We start from the raw sequence: 18,235 nt of genomic DNA, 5'->3' as shown, positions 1-18,235 counted from the left end.
GCCTCCCCGGGATTGACAAGGGAAGAGGAAAGACAGCCCAACGTCCGTTCGTGCTGAGCTTGTCGAAGCACCGTACTTCGTGCCGCGGGCGGTACGCGGGCGCATTGCAGAACCTAGCCTGGAAGAGTTCAGCACGAACCAGCATGAGAGCGGGAAGAGCGCCGCGGCAAAGCCGCGTTGTCGGTCGGGGCTTCCAGCGCGCCGACTCTCCCGCCACGCCGTCAGACGGGACGGCTTCGCCGCCCCGCTGCCCGCCGTGGCGAGTCCGCGACTTTGCTAACGCAAAGCCGCCGGCCGCCCGCTATGCCTTCTCCAGCGTGCATTGCAGCGGGTGCTGGTTCTGCTTGGCGAAGTCCATGACCTGGCCGACCTTGGTCTCGGCGACTTCGTAGCTGAACGTCCCGCACACGCCGACGCCCTTCTGGTGGACGTGCAACATCACTTGCGTCGCCTGGTCCATATCCATGCGGAAGAAGCGCTGGAGGACCAGGACGACGAATTCCATCGGCGTGTAATCGTCGTTCAGCATCAGTACGCGATAGGGCGTGGGCTTCTTGGTCTTGGCGCGGGTCTTGGTCGCGACGCCGATGTTGGTGCCGCCGTCGTCGTCGTCGGGGCGCTGGCCGGAAGCGGCGATGGGAGAGAGGTTATGCGTCACGGGCGGTAAAATATGCGCAGGGGCCGCTGCGGACAACCCTGATGCGCAGGCATTATCCATGAAAAAGGGGCGGCCGCCGCGTGGCGCCCGCCCCTGATCCCGGAATGCCGTCACCGGCACTGCCTGCACTTACGCGGCGGTCTTCACCTTCTCGACCGCAACGGCGAAGCGGTTCGACAGCGGCTGCGCGGCATCGCTGGTCAGCTTGATCATCGCTTCGGTCGTCTTCGACGACTGGGCAACCGCCTGGTCGAATGCCGAGCGGACATACTCGCTCTGCAGCTGGAAGAATTCGGTCGGCGACTTGACCGACGACAGGCTCTTCAGCGCGGCCGTCATGCCCTCGAACGAGCGGCGCGTGTAGTCGGCGGCGTCCTGGCCGAGCGTTTCCATGCCCTTGGCAGCGATCTTGCCGGCCTCGACCATCGCTTCGACGTTGCCCTTACCGAATTCGCCCATGTCGGCGACGCTGGTCTGGCTCTTCGAGAACATCGCCTTGGCGCGCTCGCTGACGTCGTTGAACATCTTCGGGGTTTCGAACTTGGTAGCCATGAAAGTCACGTCCTTCTTCTGCGTTGGAGCGACCTCGGGGGTCGCGGTAACGGCGGTTTCGACCGCCTTCTTAACGGGTTCGACGATGGCGGTCTTGACCGCCTTGGCGACGGGCTTGACGGCCTTCGCCACCGTGCGCCTGGCGGCTTTCGCCGTAGCGACGGGCGCCTTGACGGCGGCGGCGACCTTGGCCGGAGCCTCGATCATGGCCGCCTTCACGTCGGGAGGCGCGGCAGGCTTCGCCGGCTCGATCGCCTTGGCAACCGGTTGGGCGACCTTCGCCGCCGCAGCGACGGGCGCAGTCGCCGCCTTAGCCGCAGCCGTGGCGACCGGCTTGGTCGCTTCGGCCTGCGTGATTGCGGTTTTGGTCACCGCGTTCGCGACACCGGCAACCGCCTTGCCAGGCGTCGTCGGCGCGGTCTTCGGAGTCTTGCTCGCCATCATGCACTCGCAGTTTTGTTGCAGTGCACAAATAAGCGGCGAAACACGCGATTACAAGCGGATTTTTGTGCGCCGCAGCATAACCGGTTCTCACGAATAAAAGCGGCCGGACTCCACGGTGTCAGCGGGCGCGGACATACTCCCCCGGAGCATCGGCCAGCGCCGGACGCCCGCCCTTCCCCGGCACCCGCGCACCGCGAACCTTGACCATCTTGTCGCCTAGCGCGCGGACCCAGTCGATCCAATCCGGCCACCAGCTGCCCTTGGTCTCGGTCGCGCCGGCGACGAACTCGGCCAGCGACTCCACCTTCGCCGGATTGGTCCAATACTGGTATTTGCCTGCCGCCGGCGGATTGACGACCCCGGCGATATGGCCCGAGCCCGCCAGCACGAACTTCAGCGGCCCGGCGAAATGATGCGTGATCTTCCACACGCTGTCGGCCGGCGCGATATGGTCCTCGCGCCCCGCCTGGACATAGGTCGGCGTCTTTACGCGGGTCAGGTCGAGCGGCACGCCGAGCACGCTCAACGACCCCGGCACGACCAGCCGGTTGTCTCGGTACAGGTCGGTCAGATAGCTCTGGTGCCAGCCCGCCGGCAGGTTGGTGACGTCGCCGTTCCAGTGCAGCAGGTCAAACGGCGCATAGTCCTGGCCCATCAGGTAGTTGTTGCTGACGTAATTCCAGATCAGGTCGCGCCCGCGCAGCAGGTTGAACGTCACCGCCATGTAGCGCCCGTCGAGATAACCGTCGGTCGCTAGGCTGCGGATCATCGCCAGCTGTTCGTCGTCGACGAAATGCTGCAATTCGCCCGCACCACAGAAATCGACCTGCGCGGTGAAGAAGGTGGCACTCGCCGCCTTCTCCGCCTGCCCCCGCGCCGCCAGCACCGACAGCGTCGCGGCGAGCGTCGTGCCGGCCACGCAATAGCCGATCGTGTGGACGGACGGCACGTCGAGCAGGTCGCGAATCGTGTCGATCGCATCCAGCTGCGCGGCGACGTAATCATCCCACTGGATGTCGGCGAGGCTCGCGTCGGCCGACTTCCACGACACGACGAAGACGCTCAGGCCCTGCGCCACCGCCCAGCCGATGAAGCTCTTCTCCGGCGTCAGGTCGAGGATGTAGAAGCGATTGATCCATGGCGGAAAGATGACCAGCGGCGTCTCCAGCACCTTGTCGGTCGTCGGCGTATATTGGATCAGTTCGTACAGCGGCGTGCGGTGGACGACCTTGCCCGGCGTCGTCGCGATGTTGCGCCCGACCTCGAACGCGTCCGTATCGGTGTGGGTCAACTGCCCGCGCTGGATGTCGCCCAGCATGTTCTGCAGGCCCTTCAGCAGGCTCTCGCCGCGCGTCTCGATGGCTTTCGCGATGACCTGCGGGTTGGTCGCGGCGAAGTTCGACGGGCTCATCGCATCGACGAAGCCGCGCGTCGCGAAGCGCAGGCGTTCGCGCTGCGCGTCATCGATGCCCTCGACCTGGTCGACCGACTTCAGCAGATGCTCGGCGATCGTCAGATAGCTCTGGCGCAGGAAATCGAACACCGGCTGCTCGCGCCATTCGGGCGCCTTGAACCGCTTGTCTCGCGCCTGTTCAGGCGTCTCGGCGAACGGCTCGGCAGCGGCGGGATCGAGGAAGCGTTGCCACAGCTTCATCGTGTCGGTCCAGAAATCGGCCGAGGCCTGCAACATCTGCTGCGGGTCGATCGCCATTGCCGGGATGGCGGGCGTCAGGATCTTGGGCGCCGACTGGACCGCGTCGATCCCCGCCTCCAGCATCATCTGCTGTGCGCGGCCCAGCACCCAGGTCCAATGCTGCATGTCGGCAAGGCTCGGCACGGTCGGCTGGGTGGTGTCGGGCATGGGCGTCCTCTCCGTCTGTCGAGCACGTTCTAGCGCCGCTTCGCACGCACGTCATTCCCGGATGCGTCCGAATGGCGTAGGGAGGCGCCAATCGAAAGGGAGACGAGATGTCCGAAGAATTCTACCGCATGAAGCGCCTGCCGCCCTACGTCATCGCCGAAGTCAACGCGATGCGGGCAGCGGCACGTGCAGGCGGAGAGGACATCATCGACCTGGGCATGGGCAACCCCGACCTGCCGCCCCCGCCGCACGTGCTCGAAAAGCTGTGCGAAGTCGCGATGAAGCCGGACGCGCACGGCTATTCGCAGTCGAAGGGGATCCCGGGGCTGCGGCGCGCCCAGGCGAACTATTACGGCCGCCGCTTCGGCGTCGATCTCAATCCCGAAACCGAGGTCGTCGTGACGATGGGGTCGAAGGAGGGGCTCGCCAGCCTGGCGACCGCGATCACCGCGCCGGGCGACGTCGTGCTGGCCCCGAACCCCAGCTACCCGATCCACATGTTCGGCTTCATCATCGCCGGCGCCACGATCCGTTCGGTTCCGACGACGCCCGACGAGAAATATTGGGAAGCGCTCGACCGCGCGATGGCGTTTACCGTGCCGCGGCCGAGCGTGCTGGTCGTCGGCTATCCGTCGAACCCGACCGCCGAGACGGTCGACCTCGCCTTCTACGAACGGCTGGTCGCCTGGGCGAAGGAGAACAAGGTCTGGGTGCTGAGCGACCTGGCCTATTCCGAGCTCTACTACGACGGCAATCCGACGCCCTCGATCCTCCAGGTGCCGGGCGCCAAGGATGTCGCGGTCGAATTCACGTCGCTTTCGAAGACCTATTCGATGGCCGGCTGGCGGATCGGCTTCGCGGTCGGCAACCCGACGCTGATCGCGGCGCTGACGCGGGTGAAGTCGTACCTCGACTACGGCGCGTTCACGCCGATCCAGGCAGCGGCGTGTGCGGCGCTGAACGGCCCGCAGGACATCGTCGCGCGGAATCGCGAGCTGTATCACAAGCGCCGCGACGTGCTGGTCGAAAGCTTCGGCCGCGCCGGTTGGGACATCCCCGCGCCCAAGGCGTCGATGTTCGCGTGGGCCCCGCTGCCGCCGGCCCTGAAGGACATGGGCAGCCTCGAATTCTCCAAGCAGCTGCTGACCCATGCCAAGGTCGCGGTCGCTCCCGGCGTCGGCTATGGCGAGGACGGCGAAGGGTTCGTTCGCATCGCGCTAGTGGAGAACGAGCAGCGGCTGCGCCAGGCAGCGCGCAACGTGAAGAAATACCTCCAGTCGATGGGTGTGAATACGGGCACGAAGGCGGCGAGTTAGGCGGGACGCCGTTACCCCCTGCCGTCGTTCCCGCGCAGGAGAGGAGCGCCACACCTCGCCCTTCCACAAACAAAAACTCTCTGGCGCGCCATCCACCGCTGCGCCACACCGACGCGCATGACCGCGATCGATCCGCTCTATTCGCTGGCCGGCATCGTGGTCGGCATGATCGTCGGGCTGACCGGTGTCGGCGGCGGATCGCTGATGACGCCGCTGCTGGTGCTCGCCTTCGGATTCCACCCGGTCACCGCGGTCGGGACGGACCTGTTGTATGCCGCGGCGACCAAGACGGTCGGGACCGCAGTGCATGGGTGGCGCGGGACGGTCGACTGGCGAGTGGTCCGACGGCTGGCGACGGGCAGCCTGCCCGCGACGATCGTCACGTTGATCCTGCTGCAGCGTGCAGGCGTCGGAAAAGCCGATACGGGCCATGTCGTCAGCGTACTGCTGGGCGTCACGCTATTGCTGTCGGCGCTGGCAACCCTGCTGCGCGGGCGGATCACCGCGTGGATCGCGCGGTTCCCGCCGATGGGCGAGCGGCGCGTCGCGATCGTGACGACGATCGTCGGCGTGGTGCTGGGCGTGCTCGTGTCGCTGACGTCGGTCGGGGCGGGCGCGCTGGGGATGACGGCGTTGCTGCTGCTCTACCCCGCTTTGCCGGTGAATCGGCTGGTCGGGTCCGACATTGCGCATGCGGTGCCGCTGACGCTGATCGCCGGGATCGGTCACTGGATGCTGGGATCGGTCGACCTGATGCTGCTCGCCTCACTGCTGATCGGGTCGGTGCCGGGGATCATCGTCGGCAGCCTGGTTGCCGCCCGCGTGTCCGATCGCGCGCTGGCGCCGGTGCTGGCGACGGTGCTGGCGATCGTCGGCGTGCGGTTGATGCTGTGACGGGGCGCGAAAACGCTTTTCCAATTCCGGTCGCCCTGAGCCTGTCGAAGGGCCGTACCGCGACACGCCCGCTGCGCGTTTACGGCACAGAGACCGGTGCTTCGCCAAGCGCAGCACGAACGGGATTTGGCTAGTACCGCCACCGACGCCCGCCGCGGCGAGTCGACGATTTGCTAACGCAAATCGCCGGCCGCCCGCTCCCCGCCCCGCTCCAGCTCTTCGCGGAGCACCCACCTGAGGTCGTCCTTTTCCAGCTCCCGCCCATCACGGCTCAGCACCCGCACAGCCCGGATCGGCTGCCCGTCGCGGGCATCGACCAGCACGGGGTCGGCGGGCTTGCCGGTTTCCCACCGCTCGCCCCATTGCCGGAGCGCGACCATCGCGGGCAGCAGCGCGTGCCCCTTGTCCGTCAGGCGATATTCGATCTTGCGGCGATCGTCGGCCATCGCGCGACGTTCCAGAATGCCGTGGTCGACGAAGCGCGCCAGCCGGTTGGCCAGGATGTTGCGCGCGATGCCCAGTTCGGACTGGAATTCCTCGAAGTGATGATAGCCGTTGAAGGCCGCGCGCAGGATCAGGAACGCCCAGCGTTCGCCCATCGCCTCCAGCGCGGCGGGCAGGCTGCACGTCGCCGCCAGTTCCCGCAGCGGCTCTCGCACTTTCGACACCATCGGCGGACCCTATCCGTAAAGTAGCGGAAACTCGAAACAAATATCGTGCTGCGTGACAGCATAGGTTTCTGATTGCAACTTACATATCTGTTCGCTAGGCGCGGTGCGAAACCCCACGCACAAGGATGTTTGTTCGATGAAGATCGTCGCCGGAATCGCTGCCGCCCTTGTCACGCTGACGTCCGCCGCCCCCGCGCTGGCCCAAGCCAATTACTACAGCGCGACGCCCAAAGCCGCGTTCGCAAAGTCGAGCGTCGTGACCCGATCGACCATGTGGAAGTGCGTCGATGGCACCTGCACCGCCGCACGGGCCGGGGAACGCGATGCGGTCCTGTGCGAACTGGTCGTCCAGCGCGTCGGTGCGCTCGCCAGCTTTTCGGCCGGCGGCACCGCGTTCGGCGACGAGGCGCTCGCCAAATGCAACGCGCGCGCCCGCTGACGCATAAAAGCGTTGCAATGCAGCGCCGGCACGCCCCATCTTGAGCGACGTGCTGCGCCAATATGAACTCGTCGATCGGGTCCTGAGCTACGATCCGCAGGCCGATGAGGCCATGCTGAACCGCGCCTATGTGTTTTCCGTGAAGGCGCACGGGACGCAGAAGCGCGCCAGCGGCGACCCGTATTTCAGCCACCCGATCGAGGTCGCGGGCATCCTGACCGACCTGCATCTCGATGACGAGACGATCACCACCGCCATCCTCCACGACACGGTGGAGGATACGGTCGCGACCCCGCAGGAGATCGAGCGGCTGTTCGGCGCCAACGTCGCGCGCATGGTCGACGGGGTGACCAAGCTCAGCAAGATCGAGGCGCAGACCGATACGCAGCGCGCGGCGGAGAACCTGCGCAAGTTCCTGCTGGCGATGTCCGACGACATCCGCGTGCTGCTGGTGAAGCTGGCCGATCGCCTGCACAACATGCGCACGCTGCACTTCATATCGAAGCCCGAGAAGCGCCGGCGCATCGCCAAGGAGACGATGGACATCTACGCACCGCTCGCGGAGCGGATCGGCATGTACGAGTTCATGAAGGAGATGCAGACGCTCGCCTTCCGCGAACTCGAGCCCGAGGCGTACCAGTCGATCGTCAAGCGGCTGGCGGCACTGGCCGAGGAAGGCCACCGGATCGAGAAGATCGGCGAAACCGTGCACACGCTGCTGAAGCGCGCCGGGATCGAGGCCGATGTCGGCGGGCGCCAGAAACATCCCTATTCGATCTGGCGCAAGATGTCGGAACGCCACGTCAGCCTGGAACAGCTCTCCGACGTCATGGCCTTCCGCGCGATCGTCGCGACCGAGGAGGAATGCTACCGGGCACTTGGCGTCATCCACCGCAAATGGCCGATGGTGCCGGGGCGGTTCAAGGATTACATCTCGACGCCCAAGCGCAACGGCTATCGCTCGCTCCACACATCGGTGTTCATCGGCGAGAATACGCGCATCGAAATCCAGATTCGCACGCAGGCGATGCACGCGCAGGCCGAATATGGCATCGCCGCGCACTGGGCGTACAAGCAGGACGCGGTGCGCCCCGACACGCAGGTGCCGTGGATCAGCGACCTGGTCGAAATCCTGGAGGCAGCCGAAAGCCCCGAGGAACTGCTAGAACACACGCGGATGGCGATGTACGCCGACCGCATCTTCGCCTTCAGCCCCAAGGGCGAGCTGATTCAGCTGCCCAAGGGCGCGACGCCGATCGATTTCGCCTACGGCGTCCACACCGATCTGGGGGACCAGGCGGTGGGCGCGAAGATCAACGGCCGGGTCGTGCCGCTGCGCACCGAGATTCAAAACGGCGACAGCGTGCAGATCCTGCGGTCGAAGGGGCAGATGCCGCAGGCCAACTGGATGAGTTTCGCCGTCACCGGCAAGGCGCGCGCGGCGATCCGCCGCCACCTGCGCCACAAGGAACGCGCCGAGCGACTGGAGCTCGGGCGCAAGCTGTACGACGACATCGTGCAGCGCCTGCCGGTCGCGATCGGCGCCGATGCGATAAAGCCCGCGATCCGCCGCCTGAAGCTGACCGATATGGATGCGCTGCTGGAGGCGATCGCGCTGCGCAAGCTGTCGGATGCCGAAGTGATGGAAGCGCTGATGCCCGGATCGGCCGGCGGCGAGGACGCGCACAAGGCCCCGCCGCAGCGCCACGCGATAACCATCACCGGGCTGACGCCGGGGGTGGCGTTCGACCTGGCGCAGTGCTGCCGCCCGGTCCCCGGCGACCGCATCGTCGGTATCCGGCGCGAAGGCGAAGGTATCGTCGTCCACGACATCGCCTGCCCGCAGATCGGCGAGGACGGTGGCGTCGACGTGGAAGACTGGGTCGATCTGGCCTGGGGTGACACGGCGGAGGGCGGTATCGCCCGGATCAACGTTACGTTGAAGAACGAACCCGGCGCGCTGGGCGCGGTGGCGACCGTCATCGGCGCGCACAAGGCGAACATCCTGGGCCTGCGCATGGACGATCGCGACACGACGTTCCACACCAACGCGATCGAGGTCGAGGTCCGCAACGCGGCGCATCTGACTCGGCTGCTGGCGGCCCTGCGCGCCGCCGACGCGGTCAGCGACGCGCAGCGCGCCTGACACGCCTTCGGTCGGGCATGACGAAGACCGACACGACCGAGTTGGTAGCGGCCCTGCGCGACGGATCGCCGTTCGTGCTGCTGGACGACTGTCGACCGGGCGGTGCGCCGGCGCGACTGTTCCGCGATCCGGTCGCGATCATCCGGACGGACGATAGCGACACGATCGACGACGCGCTGGCGCGGGTGCGCGTGGCGGTGCGCGACGGACGCCAACTCGCGGGCTTCCTTGGGTACGAAGCCGGGCTGGGGCTGGAGCCGCGTCTGCGTGCGCTGGCCCGCGGGCGTGCCGCGACGGACCCGCCCGCGCTGTGGTTCGGCGTGTTCGACCGGGTCGAGCGGATCGCATCCGAAACGCTGGCCGCCGCCCTGCCCGATCCGCGCGGCGCCTGGGCGGGGCCGGTCGTGCCGCGGGTGACGTCCGCGGACTATGCCGAGGCGTTCGAGCGGGTCGCCGAATTCATCCGCGCCGGCGACATCTATCAGGCGAACCTCAGTTTTCGCGCCGATGTCACGGTGGCGGGCGATCCGCTGGCGCTCTACGCCCGGCTGCGCGGCAGCAGCTCGGCGGGCTGGGGCGGCGTCATCCATACCGGCGACCACTGGATTCTCTCCGCCTCGCCCGAGCTGTTCTTCACCCGCGAAGGCGGCCGCATCACCGCACGGCCGATGAAGGGCACTGCCCCGCGCGCCGCCGATCCGGCCGCGGATGCAGCGTCGGCCGCTTCCCTCGCCGCTGATCCCAAGGAGCGCGCCGAGAACCTGATGATCGTCGATCTGCTGCGAAACGACCTGTCGCGCGTGGCGGTGCCGGGCAGCGTCCGCGTGCCCGACCTGTTCACGGTCGAAACCTACCCCACGCTCCACACACTGACCTCGACCGTCGTCGCCGACAGCCTGCCCGACGCCGATGCGGTCACGACCCTGCGCGCGCTGTTCCCGTGCGGATCGATCACCGGCGCGCCCAAGATCCGCGCGATGGAGGTCATCCGCATGGTCGAACCGGACGCCCGCGGGCTCTACACCGGATCGATCGGCTGGATCGGCCCGAACGACGATTCCGCGTTCAACGTCGCCATCCGCACGCTGACGATGCCGGCCGCCGAGACGCCTGGGCGGACCGCGACGCTAGGACTGGGTTCGGCGGTGGTCGCCGACAGCACGGCTGACGCCGAATGGCGCGAGTGCCTGTTGAAGGCGCGGTTCGTGACGCACACTGACCACCGGTTCGACCTGATCGAGACGATGAAGGCTGTGCCCGGCCATGGCATCGTCGATCGTGACCTGCATCTGGCGCGCCTCGCCGCATCGTCCGCGACGCTGGGTTTCGAGGTGCCCGCCGATTTGACCACGCAGTTGGACGGCGCCGTCGCCGGTCTGGAGCAACCTGTGCGCGTGCGCTTGGCGCTCGCCAGCGATGGGACGGTCGCGGTCCAGGTCGCTCCCCTGCCCGACACGCACGCCGAACCGGTGCCGGTCGCTATCGTCCCGCTGCCGGTCGATACGTGCGACTTCCGCCTGCGCCACAAGACCAGCGATCGCGGCTTCTACGACACCGCCCGTAGCGCGGCCGGCACGTTCGAGGTCGTGTTCGTCGACCCCGCAGGCTACCTGACCGAAGGCAGTTTCACATCGCTGTTCGTCGAACGCGACGGGCGCCTGCTGACTCCGCCCGCGACGCGCGGCCTGCTGCCGGGCATCCTGCGTCGCCGCCTGATCGAGGACGGCCGTGCGATCGAGGCCGATCTGCGGCCCGACGATCTGGCCGACGGATTTCTGATCGGCAACGCGCTACGCGGCCTGATTGCCGCTGTGCCGGTCGGGCTCGATGCTATAGCGTGACGCCCATGACCCGCCTGCTGCTCGCCGCCATCGCCCTCGCCGCTCCCGCCCTGGCCCATGCCCAAGCGCTGCCCGATCCGCAGCGCGCCGCGATCCTGGCCGATGTCGATGCCCGCGCCGCGACGCTTGCCAGCACCGCCAGGACGATCTGGGACTTCTCCGAAGTCGGCTATCAGGAGGCCAAGAGCAGTGCGCTGCTCCAGTCGCAGCTGACCAGGGGCGGCTTCACGGTAACGCCCGGCGTCGCCGACATCCCGACCGCCTTCGTCGCCAGTTTCCGGAACGGCGCCGGCCCAGTGATCGCGATCCTCGCCGAATATGACGCGCTGCCCGGCACCGCGCAGACCACCGACCCGACGCGCAATCAGATCGCCGGCAAGGCCGCGGGCCATGCGTGCGGGCACAATCTGTTCGGCGCGGCGAGCATCACCGCGGCGCTGGCGATCCGGGACTGGATGATCGCCAACAAGGTGCCGGGCGAACTGCGCGTCTACGGCACGCCGGCCGAGGAAGGCGGTTCGGGCAAGGTCTACATGGTCCGCGCGGGGCTGTTCGACGACGTGTCGGCGACGCTCCACTGGCATCCGGGCAGCGCCAACGTCGTGTCGGTCGGCCCCAGCCGCGCCAACATCTCGGGCAAGTTCCGGTTCAAGGGCCTGTCCGCCCACGCTTCCGCCTCGCCCGAGCGCGGACGCTCCGCGCTCGACGGGATCGAGGTGATGAACGTCGCGGTCAACATGATGCGCGAGCATGTGCCCTCCAGCGTGCGCATCCATTATGTCGTGACCAACGGCGGCGACGCGCCCAACGTCGTCCCCGACTTCGCCGAGAGCTATTACTACGTCCGCGATGTCGATCCGGCGCTGGTCAAGTCGGTGTGGACGCGCGTGGCGAAGGCGTCCGAAGGTGCGGCGCTGGCGACCGAAACCAGCGTCACGCACGAGATCACCGGCGGCGTCTATTCGATGCTGGCGAACGAGACGCTGGCCAGGGTCATGGACCGCAACCTGACCGCGGTCGGCGGCGTCGCCTACACCACGCAGGAAACCGCGTGGGCGACGCAGCTGCAATCCTCGCTCGAAGTGAAGCGCCCGATCGACAGTGCGGCCCGTGTCCTGCCGCTGGAGCGCGGCGGCGACGGCGGCGGGTCGACCGACGTGTCCGACATCAGCTGGGTGTCGCCGACCATCGGGCTCAGCACCGCGACCTGGGTGCCCGGCACGCCGGCACACAGCTGGCAGGCGGTCGCTGCGTCGGGCATGTCGATCGGCGCGAAGGGCGGCGTGGTGGCGGCCAAGACGCTGGCGCTGACCGCCGCCGACCTGTTCCGATCGCCCGACACGCTGGCGGCGGCAAAGGCCGAACTGCTGAAGGCGCGCGGGCCGACGTTCCGGTACGAGGCGATGCTGGGCAACCGCAAGCCGGCACTCGACTATCGCAAGCCGATGGCGGCGGGCATCATGCCGGAGTAGAGTCGTGGTGGGTCCGCCGGGGCTCGAACCCGGGACCTCTCGATTAAAAGTCGCTTGCTCTACCGACTGAGCTACGGACCCCAACCACGGATCGCCCGACTAGGGGCCGGACGACGAACGGTCAACCGGGCACGGAGTTGCCGGACGGTCAATCCGCTCACCGGATCGCGCCAGTCGGGCGCGATTGCGGCGAGCGGCGTGAGGACGAAGTCGCGCTCGCGAAAGTGTGGATGCGGTATCGTCAGGTCACGACCGCTCCACGCCCCGCCAGACCACAATATGATGTCGAGATCGATCACGCGCGCGCCCCAACGCCGTCCGCGGCGGCGGCCGAACGATCGCTCGATACGCTTCAGCCACGCGAGCATCTCCGGCGGCGTCAGGTCGCTGTCGAGAATGGCGACCGTATTGGCATAGCGGCGGAGCGACGGTCCGACCGGCGCGCTGGTCATCACCGGCGCAGCGTGTCCGCCGAGCAGAGCCAGCGCCGCGCGGACCTCGACCGCGGGCGCGCCGTGTCGTCCACACCGGTTGCTGCCGACCGCAATCGCATAGCTTGTCGTCGCCATCGCCTCCGCCTACCCGAGCGTCATGCCCGATGCACCCCTCGCCGCCACCGAACCGCCCCGCGACTGCACGCTCTGCCCGCGCCTCGCCGCGTTTCGCGAAACGGTGCGGTCCGAGCATCCCGACTGGTGGAACGCGCCGGTCCCCGCATTCGGCGACCGGGATGCGTGGCTTGCGATCGTCGGCCTGGCGCCGGGCAAGCAGGGCGCACACCGCACCGGGCGCCCGTTCACCGGCGACGGCGCCGGGCCGCTGCTGTTCGGCACGCTCGCCGACCACGGCCTGACGGACGGCGTGTACGACGCGCGCGCCGACGACGGGCTGCGGCTGACCGGCGCGATCATCCTCAACGCGGTCAAATGCCTGCCGCCCGAGAACAAGCCGACGCCCGAGGAAGTCCGCACCTGCCGCCCGTTCCTCGATGCGCAACTCGCCGCGCTGCCGAACGCGCGCATCGTCGTGGCGCTCGGCCAGATCGCGCATCAGTCGGCAGTGAAGGCGATGGGCGGCAAGCTGCCCAAGTGCCGCTTCGGCCATCTTGCCGAACACCGGATGCCCGACGGGCGCATCCTGATCGATAGCTATCACTGCTCGCGCTACAACCAGAACACCGGCCGGCTGACACCCGAGATGTTTGCTGCCGTCTTCGCCCGCGCGAACACATTGCGCGAGATCAAGTAGCGGAACGCGTACCGAATCATCGCCGTTAAGTCCCGCAAAACAGGGGACGTGCCATGCGCAGATTTGCGGCCCTCGGGCCCGACACCGTTATCGCCAGCCTGCTGGGCGTCGTGACGCTGGCACTGCAGAGCTACGCATATCTGATCGGCTAGATATCCTGCGTCAGCCGCCCGTACAGCTCCGGCCGGCGATCGCGGAAGAAGCCGAAGGCGGCGCGGTGGCGGCGGATGCGGTCGAGGTCGAGCGTCGCAGTAATGACGCCCTCTTCCTCGCGGTCCAGTTCGGCCAGGATGTCGCCGCGCTCATCGGTGATGAAGCTGGTGCCGTAAAAAGTCTGGCCGTGCTCCACGCCGACGCGGTTCGCCGCAACCACCGGCACGACGTTCGACACCGCATGACCGACCATCGCGCGCCGCCATAGCCGCGCGGTGTCGAGCGAGGTGTCGTGCGGCTCGCTGCCGATAGCAGTCGGGTAGAACAGGACTTCGGCGCCCATCAGCATCATCGCACGCGCGGTTTCGGGGTACCATTGGTCCCAGCAGATACCCACGCCGAGCTTCGCAGGCCCCTCCCAGACCTTGAAGCCGGTGTTGCCGGGGCGGAAGTAGAATTTCTCTTCGTAGCCTGGGCCGTCGGGAATGTGGCTCTTGCGGTAGACGCCCTGCACCTTCCCGTCCGGGCCGATCATCGCCAGCGAATTATAGTGATGCGGGCCGTCGCGCTCGAAGAAGCTGGTCGGAATATTCACCTTCAGCTCGGCGGCCAGCGACTGCATCGCGATCACCGCCTTGTGCTCGTTGGTCGGCTTCGCGTTGGCGAACAGGCCCTCGTCCTCGACCCGGCAGAAATATTCGCCCTCGAACAGTTCGGGCGGCAGGATGACCTGCGCACCGCGCGCGGCCGCCTCGCGCACCAGCCGCGAGACGTGCGCGATGTTGGAGTCGATATCGGTCGAAAAGGCGAGCTGCACCGCAGCGACGGTGATTTCGGTCATGGGGCGACCATGTAGGGGGTCGCGCGCGCGCTGCAAAGCCATGTGGACTTCGCCATCTGAACTTCCACGTCGATCGATGCGTTAGCAAGCTTCCAATCACCCCAACCCCCAGGAGTTTGCCCCGATGAAGATTCTGCTGGCCGCGCTTGCGGCAACGATCGCCAGCGTTCCGCTCGCCGCGCCGACCCCGGCCGAGGCCCAGAACCGCGATTATCGCTGGCAGGGTGAGCGGCGCGACTGGGACGCGTCGCGCTCGTACCGCGACGGCCGCTACCGCGAGCGTCGCCTGACCCGCAACGACCGCATCTATCGCGGACGTGACGGCCGCGCCTATTGCCGCCGCAACGACGGCACGACCGGCCTGGTCATCGGCGGCGTCGGTGGCGCCGTGCTGGGCAATCTGGTCGGCGGCGGCCTGCTCGGCACGCTGGTCGGCGGCGGTGGCGGTGCGCTGCTCGGCCGCGAGATCGACCGCGGCAAGGTGCGCTGCCGCTAAGCTCTTCCCCGCATGAAGCCGCAGCCCCGGCACGACACGCGTCGTGCCGGGGTCTTGCGTTATTCGGGGTCGGCGCCGAGCTTGGTCAGCCAGATCGCGGCCTGTTTGGGTTCGCCGACCGCGTTAGGGCCAACCGGGCCGCGGGCGGCGAGAAACTCTGGATGCAGCGCAAAGGGCTCCATGCCGAACCGCGCGCGGATCGCGTCGATCTCCGCCGCAGTCTCATCCAGCTCCGCCAAGATGGGCGCAATCGCCTTTTGCTGCGTCTTGTCCCGGGCATGCCCGAACAGCCCCACCTTCCCCGTGGCCGTCCGGCGCAGCGCAGCGATCAGCGCCTCTCGATACTCGCCTTCCAGTTCGACGCGGCGCTCATCGAGACGCTCCAGCCGGTCCGCCTTGCCCATGCGCGCGTCAGCGGCTCGGCAGTTGCTGGCTGATGCAGTGGAAACTGCCGCCACCGGTCAGGATCGCATCGGCGCGGAAACCCACCACCTGCCGATCCGGGAACAGCGCCTGGATCGCCGCTATCGCCGCTTCGTCGTTCGGCTGGCCATACAGCGGCACGACCACCGCGGCGTTGCCGATGTAGAAGTTCATGTAGCTGGCCGGCACGATTTCTTCGTCTTGGTTCAGCACCCGCCCCGGCGACGGGATGCGGACGACGTCCACCCCGAACGCCTCCGCGCGTGCGGCGGCATCCTGATAGATGCGCCAGTTGGGGTCGTTCTCCGCCGCCTCCGGTATCGCCAGCCGGTTCTCGCCGACGAAGCGCGCGAGATTGTCGACATGGCCGTCGGTGTGGTCGTTGAGCAGCCCGTCCCCCAGCCACAGCACGCGGGTCAGCCCCAGGTCGCGGTCCAGTCGCGCCTCGACCTCGTGCACCGACAATCGCCCGTTGCGATTGGGGTTCAGCAAGCATTGTTCGGTCGTCACGACCAACCCGGTGCCGTCGCCGTCGATCGCGCCGCCTTCCAGCACCCAGTCGCACGCCTCGACGCCGATCCCGCCCGCCGTCGCCAGCCGCGCGCCGATCGTGTCGTCGCCGGGCAGGTCGTACTTGCCGCCCCAGCCGTTGAACTGGAAATCTCGCGCGATGCCGTCGCCGCCGAGGATCGGGCCGGTGTCGCGCAGCCAGATGTCGCCGAACGGCTGGATGACGATCTCCGCGAACGGGGCCGACGCCCGCGCCGCGTCCGCCGCTTCGCTGTCGGCGGCGACCAGCAGCACGCGCTCGCCGCGCCCGCCCGCATGGACCGCGCGGGCGAACGCCACGACTTCCTCGCGCGCGGGCTCCAAGTCCTCGAGCCACAGTTCTCCGTGCGAGGGAAAACCGATCCAGACCGCGTCGTGCGGTGCCCATTCGGGGGGGGGAGGCAGCGTCATGGCGCCCCCTTACCGCTCCCCCCGCGGCTTGTCATGACCCGGCGTCAGTTCCCGGCCCGCGATCGATCGCGGATGCTGCGGAATTCGTCGCCCTTTACCCAGTTCGGCCAGTCCTTGCCCCCGGCCAGCTCGCGCCCGACGCGGTAGTAGAGCCGCAGATCGCCGGCGACGCCGTCCCAGTTCCAGGCCGGATCATATTCGTCCTTCGGCCCGTGGTAGCGATGCTCCTCGTAATCCTTTGCCGCTGCGGCTCCCGCTGCGCGACCGCCGGTCACCAGATCGTCGCCGCCTTCGAAATACAGCATCGGCACGCCCTTGCGCGCGAAGGCGAAATGGTCGGAGCGATAGTAGAAGCCCTTCTCGGGCGTCGGCTCGATCGTCGCGACGCGCCCCTCCGCCGCGAGCGCGCGGTTGAGGTACGCGTCGAGGTCCGACTTGCCCTTGCCGATGACGACGACGTTCTTTGCAGGGCCAGCCATCGACAGCGCGTCCATGTTGACGCCCCCGACCGTCTGGCGCAGCGGCACGACCGGGTTGGCGGCATAATATTGCGCGCCGAGCAGGCCCGATTCCTCGGCCGTCAGCGCAATGAACAGCTGGCTGCGCGGGGTCGGTCCCGCCTTCACGTTCGCCTCCGCCAGCGCGACGAGGGCGGCGGTGCCGGTCGCGTTGTCGATAGCGCCGTTGCAGATATCGTCCCCGTCCGGCGCCTTTTCGCAGCGGCCCAGGTGATCCCAGTGCGCGGTGTAGAGGACAAACTCGTCCTTCTGGGTCGTCCCCGACAGCAGCGCGACGACGTTCTTCGACAGATGCTTGCGCGTCTGGTTGTCGAACGCGACCGAGGCCTTTAGCCCCAAATCGACCGCCTTGAACCCCGGCTTTTTTGCCGCGGCGCTGAGCGTCGCCAGATCCTGCCCGGCCGATGCCATCAGCGTTTTTGCCGTATCGTTCGAGATCCACCCGATCGCGGTCGACTGGTCTTTGTTGCCGGGTGAGCCTTCGGCGACCTGCTGCGCGCCGGTCCAGCTCGACTGGACGACGTTCCAGCCGTAGGCGGCGGGCACGGTGTCATGGACGATCAGCGCGGCGGCAGCGCCCTGGCGCGCAGCCTCCTCGAACTTGTAGGTCCAGCGCCCGTAATAGGTCATCGCGCGGCCATTGAAGGTGCCGGTCAGCCCGGGCGTCTCGTAATCGGGATCGTTGACCAGGATGACGACGGTCTTCCCCCGCACATCCAGGCCGGCGTAGTCGTTCCAGCCCTTTTCGGGCGCATTGATGCCGTAGCCGACGAAGACGACCGGCGAATTCTTGACGACCGATCGCCCGCCATTGGTGCGATAGGTGCCGACGACCATCTGCGCCCCATAGGTGGCGCTGACCGGCGTCTTGCCGCCGGCGAAGGTCAGCGGCGTCACGTCTTTTGCCGTGATCTCGACCATCGGCACGTCCTGGAACCAGCTGCCCTTGTTGCCAGGCTTCAGCCCCAGTTTCGAGAACTCGGCAACGAGCAGGTCGAGCGTCTTCTTCTCGCCCTCGGTACCGGGCGCGCGCCCCTCGAACGCGTCGGACGAGAGTTGCTGGACGACGCGCTTCATCGTTTCGATCGGCGGCTGGACGGTGGAGGACGCGGACCTGGCCTGCTCGGCATTGCCGGAGGAGCAGGCGGCGAGGAGCGCGAGGGAGATCAGGGGAAAGAGGCGCATGCGGCGGGGATGTCCTGAGCTGGGTATCGATCGATCCTAGCCGCGGCGCGCAAAACGCGGAAGCCCTGCACGCTGCATCGTCGCTGCCGCCTTTTTTCGTCACACCCGCCTCCGCGG

The 18,235-nt window shown here is 67.6% G+C and carries 17 protein-coding genes and 1 tRNA gene; 8 read left to right on the top strand and 10 right to left on the bottom strand.

What is annotated here, in order from left to right:
- Positions 1–301: 301 nt before the first annotated feature.
- From clpS to ASE86_RS04930, 3 genes are all read right to left on the bottom strand, one after another.
- Positions 302–658: an ATP-dependent Clp protease adapter ClpS gene (gene clpS, locus ASE86_RS04940; protein ID WP_235523991.1), complete on the bottom strand. Its 357-nt coding sequence runs from the start codon at positions 656–658 to the stop codon at positions 302–304.
- A 129-nt stretch (positions 659–787) separates the two neighbouring features.
- The gene (phaP, locus tag ASE86_RS04935) at positions 788–1,654 is read right to left on the bottom strand and encodes a phasin family protein (protein ID WP_235523990.1); all 867 of its coding nucleotides are present in this window, start codon (positions 1,652–1,654) and stop codon (positions 788–790) included.
- A 118-nt stretch (positions 1,655–1,772) separates the two neighbouring features.
- A complete protein-coding gene (locus tag ASE86_RS04930) occupies positions 1,773–3,515 on the bottom strand; it encodes a PHA/PHB synthase family protein (protein WP_056423116.1) in 1,743 nt (580 codons plus the stop codon).
- A 107-nt stretch (positions 3,516–3,622) separates the two neighbouring features.
- Between ASE86_RS04930 and ASE86_RS04925 the strand changes: the two genes are divergently transcribed.
- Together ASE86_RS04925 and ASE86_RS04920 are read left to right on the top strand one after the other, a co-directional pair.
- Complete coding sequence (locus tag ASE86_RS04925; RefSeq protein WP_056423114.1) at positions 3,623–4,831, top strand: LL-diaminopimelate aminotransferase; 1,209 nt, start codon at positions 3,623–3,625, stop codon at positions 4,829–4,831.
- A gap of 117 nt (positions 4,832–4,948) precedes the next feature.
- Positions 4,949–5,725 carry a sulfite exporter TauE/SafE family protein gene (locus ASE86_RS04920; RefSeq protein ID WP_056423111.1) on the top strand — a complete coding sequence of 259 codons (777 nt, stop codon included), beginning with the start codon at positions 4,949–4,951 and terminating at the stop codon, positions 5,723–5,725.
- A gap of 173 nt (positions 5,726–5,898) precedes the next feature.
- Here ASE86_RS04920 and ASE86_RS04915 read toward each other — a convergent pair whose 3' ends face one another.
- Positions 5,899–6,396, bottom strand: coding sequence for a winged helix-turn-helix transcriptional regulator (locus ASE86_RS04915; RefSeq protein WP_056423109.1), 498 nt, complete (start codon positions 6,394–6,396; stop codon positions 5,899–5,901).
- Positions 6,397–6,532: 136 nt separating this feature from the next.
- Between ASE86_RS04915 and ASE86_RS04910 the strand changes: the two genes are divergently transcribed.
- The 4 genes from ASE86_RS04910 to ASE86_RS04895 are packed head-to-tail and all read left to right on the top strand — an operon-like array spanning position 6,533 to position 12,294.
- A complete protein-coding gene (locus ASE86_RS04910) occupies positions 6,533–6,835 on the top strand; it encodes a CC_3452 family protein (protein ID WP_056423106.1) in 303 nt (100 codons plus the stop codon).
- A 49-nt stretch (positions 6,836–6,884) separates the two neighbouring features.
- Positions 6,885–8,981, top strand: a complete 2,097-nt coding sequence (locus ASE86_RS04905; RefSeq protein ID WP_056426635.1) for a RelA/SpoT family protein — start codon at positions 6,885–6,887, stop codon at positions 8,979–8,981.
- Positions 8,982–8,998: 17 nt separating this feature from the next.
- A complete protein-coding gene (pabB, locus tag ASE86_RS04900) occupies positions 8,999–10,822 on the top strand; it encodes an aminodeoxychorismate synthase component I (protein ID WP_200911485.1) in 1,824 nt (607 codons plus the stop codon).
- Between the two features lie 5 nt (positions 10,823–10,827).
- Entirely contained in the window at positions 10,828–12,294 is a 1,467-nt protein-coding gene (locus ASE86_RS04895; RefSeq protein WP_056426631.1) for an amidohydrolase, read from the top strand.
- 5 nt (positions 12,295–12,299) lie between these two features.
- On the opposite strand, the gene ASE86_RS04890 is transcribed toward ASE86_RS04895, so the two are convergent.
- Positions 12,300–12,375, bottom strand: a tRNA-Lys gene (locus ASE86_RS04890).
- Complete coding sequence (gene folK, locus ASE86_RS04885; protein WP_056426628.1) at positions 12,366–12,863, bottom strand: 2-amino-4-hydroxy-6-hydroxymethyldihydropteridine diphosphokinase; 498 nt, start codon at positions 12,861–12,863, stop codon at positions 12,366–12,368. Before folK ends, ASE86_RS04890 begins: the two co-directional genes overlap by 10 nt.
- A 22-nt stretch (positions 12,864–12,885) precedes the next feature.
- Between folK and ASE86_RS04880 the strand changes: the two genes are divergently transcribed.
- The gene (locus ASE86_RS04880) at positions 12,886–13,542 is read left to right on the top strand and encodes a uracil-DNA glycosylase (protein ID WP_056423103.1); all 657 of its coding nucleotides are present in this window, start codon (positions 12,886–12,888) and stop codon (positions 13,540–13,542) included.
- Positions 13,543–13,690: 148 nt separating this feature from the next.
- Here ASE86_RS04880 and aguB read toward each other — a convergent pair whose 3' ends face one another.
- Positions 13,691–14,536, bottom strand: coding sequence for an N-carbamoylputrescine amidase (gene aguB / locus ASE86_RS04875; RefSeq protein WP_056423100.1), 846 nt, complete (start codon positions 14,534–14,536; stop codon positions 13,691–13,693).
- Positions 14,537–14,660: 124 nt separating this feature from the next.
- Here aguB and ASE86_RS04870 point away from each other — a divergent pair, with 124 nt between their 5' ends.
- Entirely contained in the window at positions 14,661–15,032 is a 372-nt protein-coding gene (locus ASE86_RS04870; RefSeq protein ID WP_056423095.1) for a glycine zipper 2TM domain-containing protein, read from the top strand.
- Between the two features lie 59 nt (positions 15,033–15,091).
- On the opposite strand, the gene ASE86_RS04865 is transcribed toward ASE86_RS04870, so the two are convergent.
- From ASE86_RS04865 to ASE86_RS04855, 3 genes are read right to left on the bottom strand one after another with little or no spacing between them, the layout of a single operon-like run.
- Positions 15,092–15,436, bottom strand: coding sequence for a hypothetical protein (locus ASE86_RS04865; protein WP_056423092.1), 345 nt, complete (start codon positions 15,434–15,436; stop codon positions 15,092–15,094).
- A 7-nt stretch (positions 15,437–15,443) separates the two neighbouring features.
- A complete protein-coding gene (locus ASE86_RS04860; RefSeq protein ID WP_056423090.1) occupies positions 15,444–16,415 on the bottom strand; it encodes an agmatine deiminase family protein in 972 nt (323 codons plus the stop codon).
- 44 nt (positions 16,416–16,459) lie between these two features.
- Entirely contained in the window at positions 16,460–18,118 is a 1,659-nt protein-coding gene (locus ASE86_RS04855; RefSeq protein ID WP_056423087.1) for a M28 family peptidase, read from the bottom strand.
- Between the last annotated feature and the right edge of the window lie 117 nt (positions 18,119–18,235).

Origin of the sequence: Sphingomonas sp. Leaf33, from assembly GCF_001421785.1 — a bacterium.
GTDB lineage: Bacteria > Pseudomonadota > Alphaproteobacteria > Sphingomonadales > Sphingomonadaceae > Sphingomonas.
Note: the sequence above shows the minus strand (reverse complement) of the source record. Positions and strands in the feature narration are given on the sequence as shown.

Excerpts from the sequence above, each read along its gene's own strand:
- folK (WP_056426628.1), bottom strand. The coding sequence starts at position 12,863 with ATGGCGACGACAAGCTATGCGATTGCGGTCGGCAGCAACCGGTGTGGA.
- ASE86_RS04860 (WP_056423090.1), bottom strand. The coding sequence starts at position 16,415 with ATGACGCTGCCTCCCCCCCCCGAATGGGCACCGCACGACGCGGTCTGG.
- ASE86_RS04870 (WP_056423095.1), top strand. The coding sequence starts at position 14,661 with ATGAAGATTCTGCTGGCCGCGCTTGCGGCAACGATCGCCAGCGTTCCG.
- ASE86_RS04930 (WP_056423116.1), bottom strand. The coding sequence starts at position 3,515 with ATGCCCGACACCACCCAGCCGACCGTGCCGAGCCTTGCCGACATGCAG.
- ASE86_RS04865 (WP_056423092.1), bottom strand. The coding sequence starts at position 15,436 with ATGGGCAAGGCGGACCGGCTGGAGCGTCTCGATGAGCGCCGCGTCGAA.
- ASE86_RS04915 (WP_056423109.1), bottom strand. The coding sequence starts at position 6,396 with ATGGTGTCGAAAGTGCGAGAGCCGCTGCGGGAACTGGCGGCGACGTGC.
- ASE86_RS04910 (WP_056423106.1), top strand. The coding sequence starts at position 6,533 with ATGAAGATCGTCGCCGGAATCGCTGCCGCCCTTGTCACGCTGACGTCC.
- ASE86_RS04925 (WP_056423114.1), top strand. The coding sequence starts at position 3,623 with ATGTCCGAAGAATTCTACCGCATGAAGCGCCTGCCGCCCTACGTCATC.
- ASE86_RS04920 (WP_056423111.1), top strand. The coding sequence starts at position 4,949 with ATGACCGCGATCGATCCGCTCTATTCGCTGGCCGGCATCGTGGTCGGC.
- aguB (WP_056423100.1), bottom strand. The coding sequence starts at position 14,536 with ATGACCGAAATCACCGTCGCTGCGGTGCAGCTCGCCTTTTCGACCGAT.
- ASE86_RS04880 (WP_056423103.1), top strand. The coding sequence starts at position 12,886 with ATGCCCGATGCACCCCTCGCCGCCACCGAACCGCCCCGCGACTGCACG.
- phaP (WP_235523990.1), bottom strand. The coding sequence starts at position 1,654 with ATGATGGCGAGCAAGACTCCGAAGACCGCGCCGACGACGCCTGGCAAG.
- ASE86_RS04855 (WP_056423087.1), bottom strand. The coding sequence starts at position 18,118 with ATGCGCCTCTTTCCCCTGATCTCCCTCGCGCTCCTCGCCGCCTGCTCC.
- ASE86_RS04895 (WP_056426631.1), top strand. The coding sequence starts at position 10,828 with ATGACCCGCCTGCTGCTCGCCGCCATCGCCCTCGCCGCTCCCGCCCTG.
- pabB (WP_200911485.1), top strand. The coding sequence starts at position 8,999 with ATGACGAAGACCGACACGACCGAGTTGGTAGCGGCCCTGCGCGACGGA.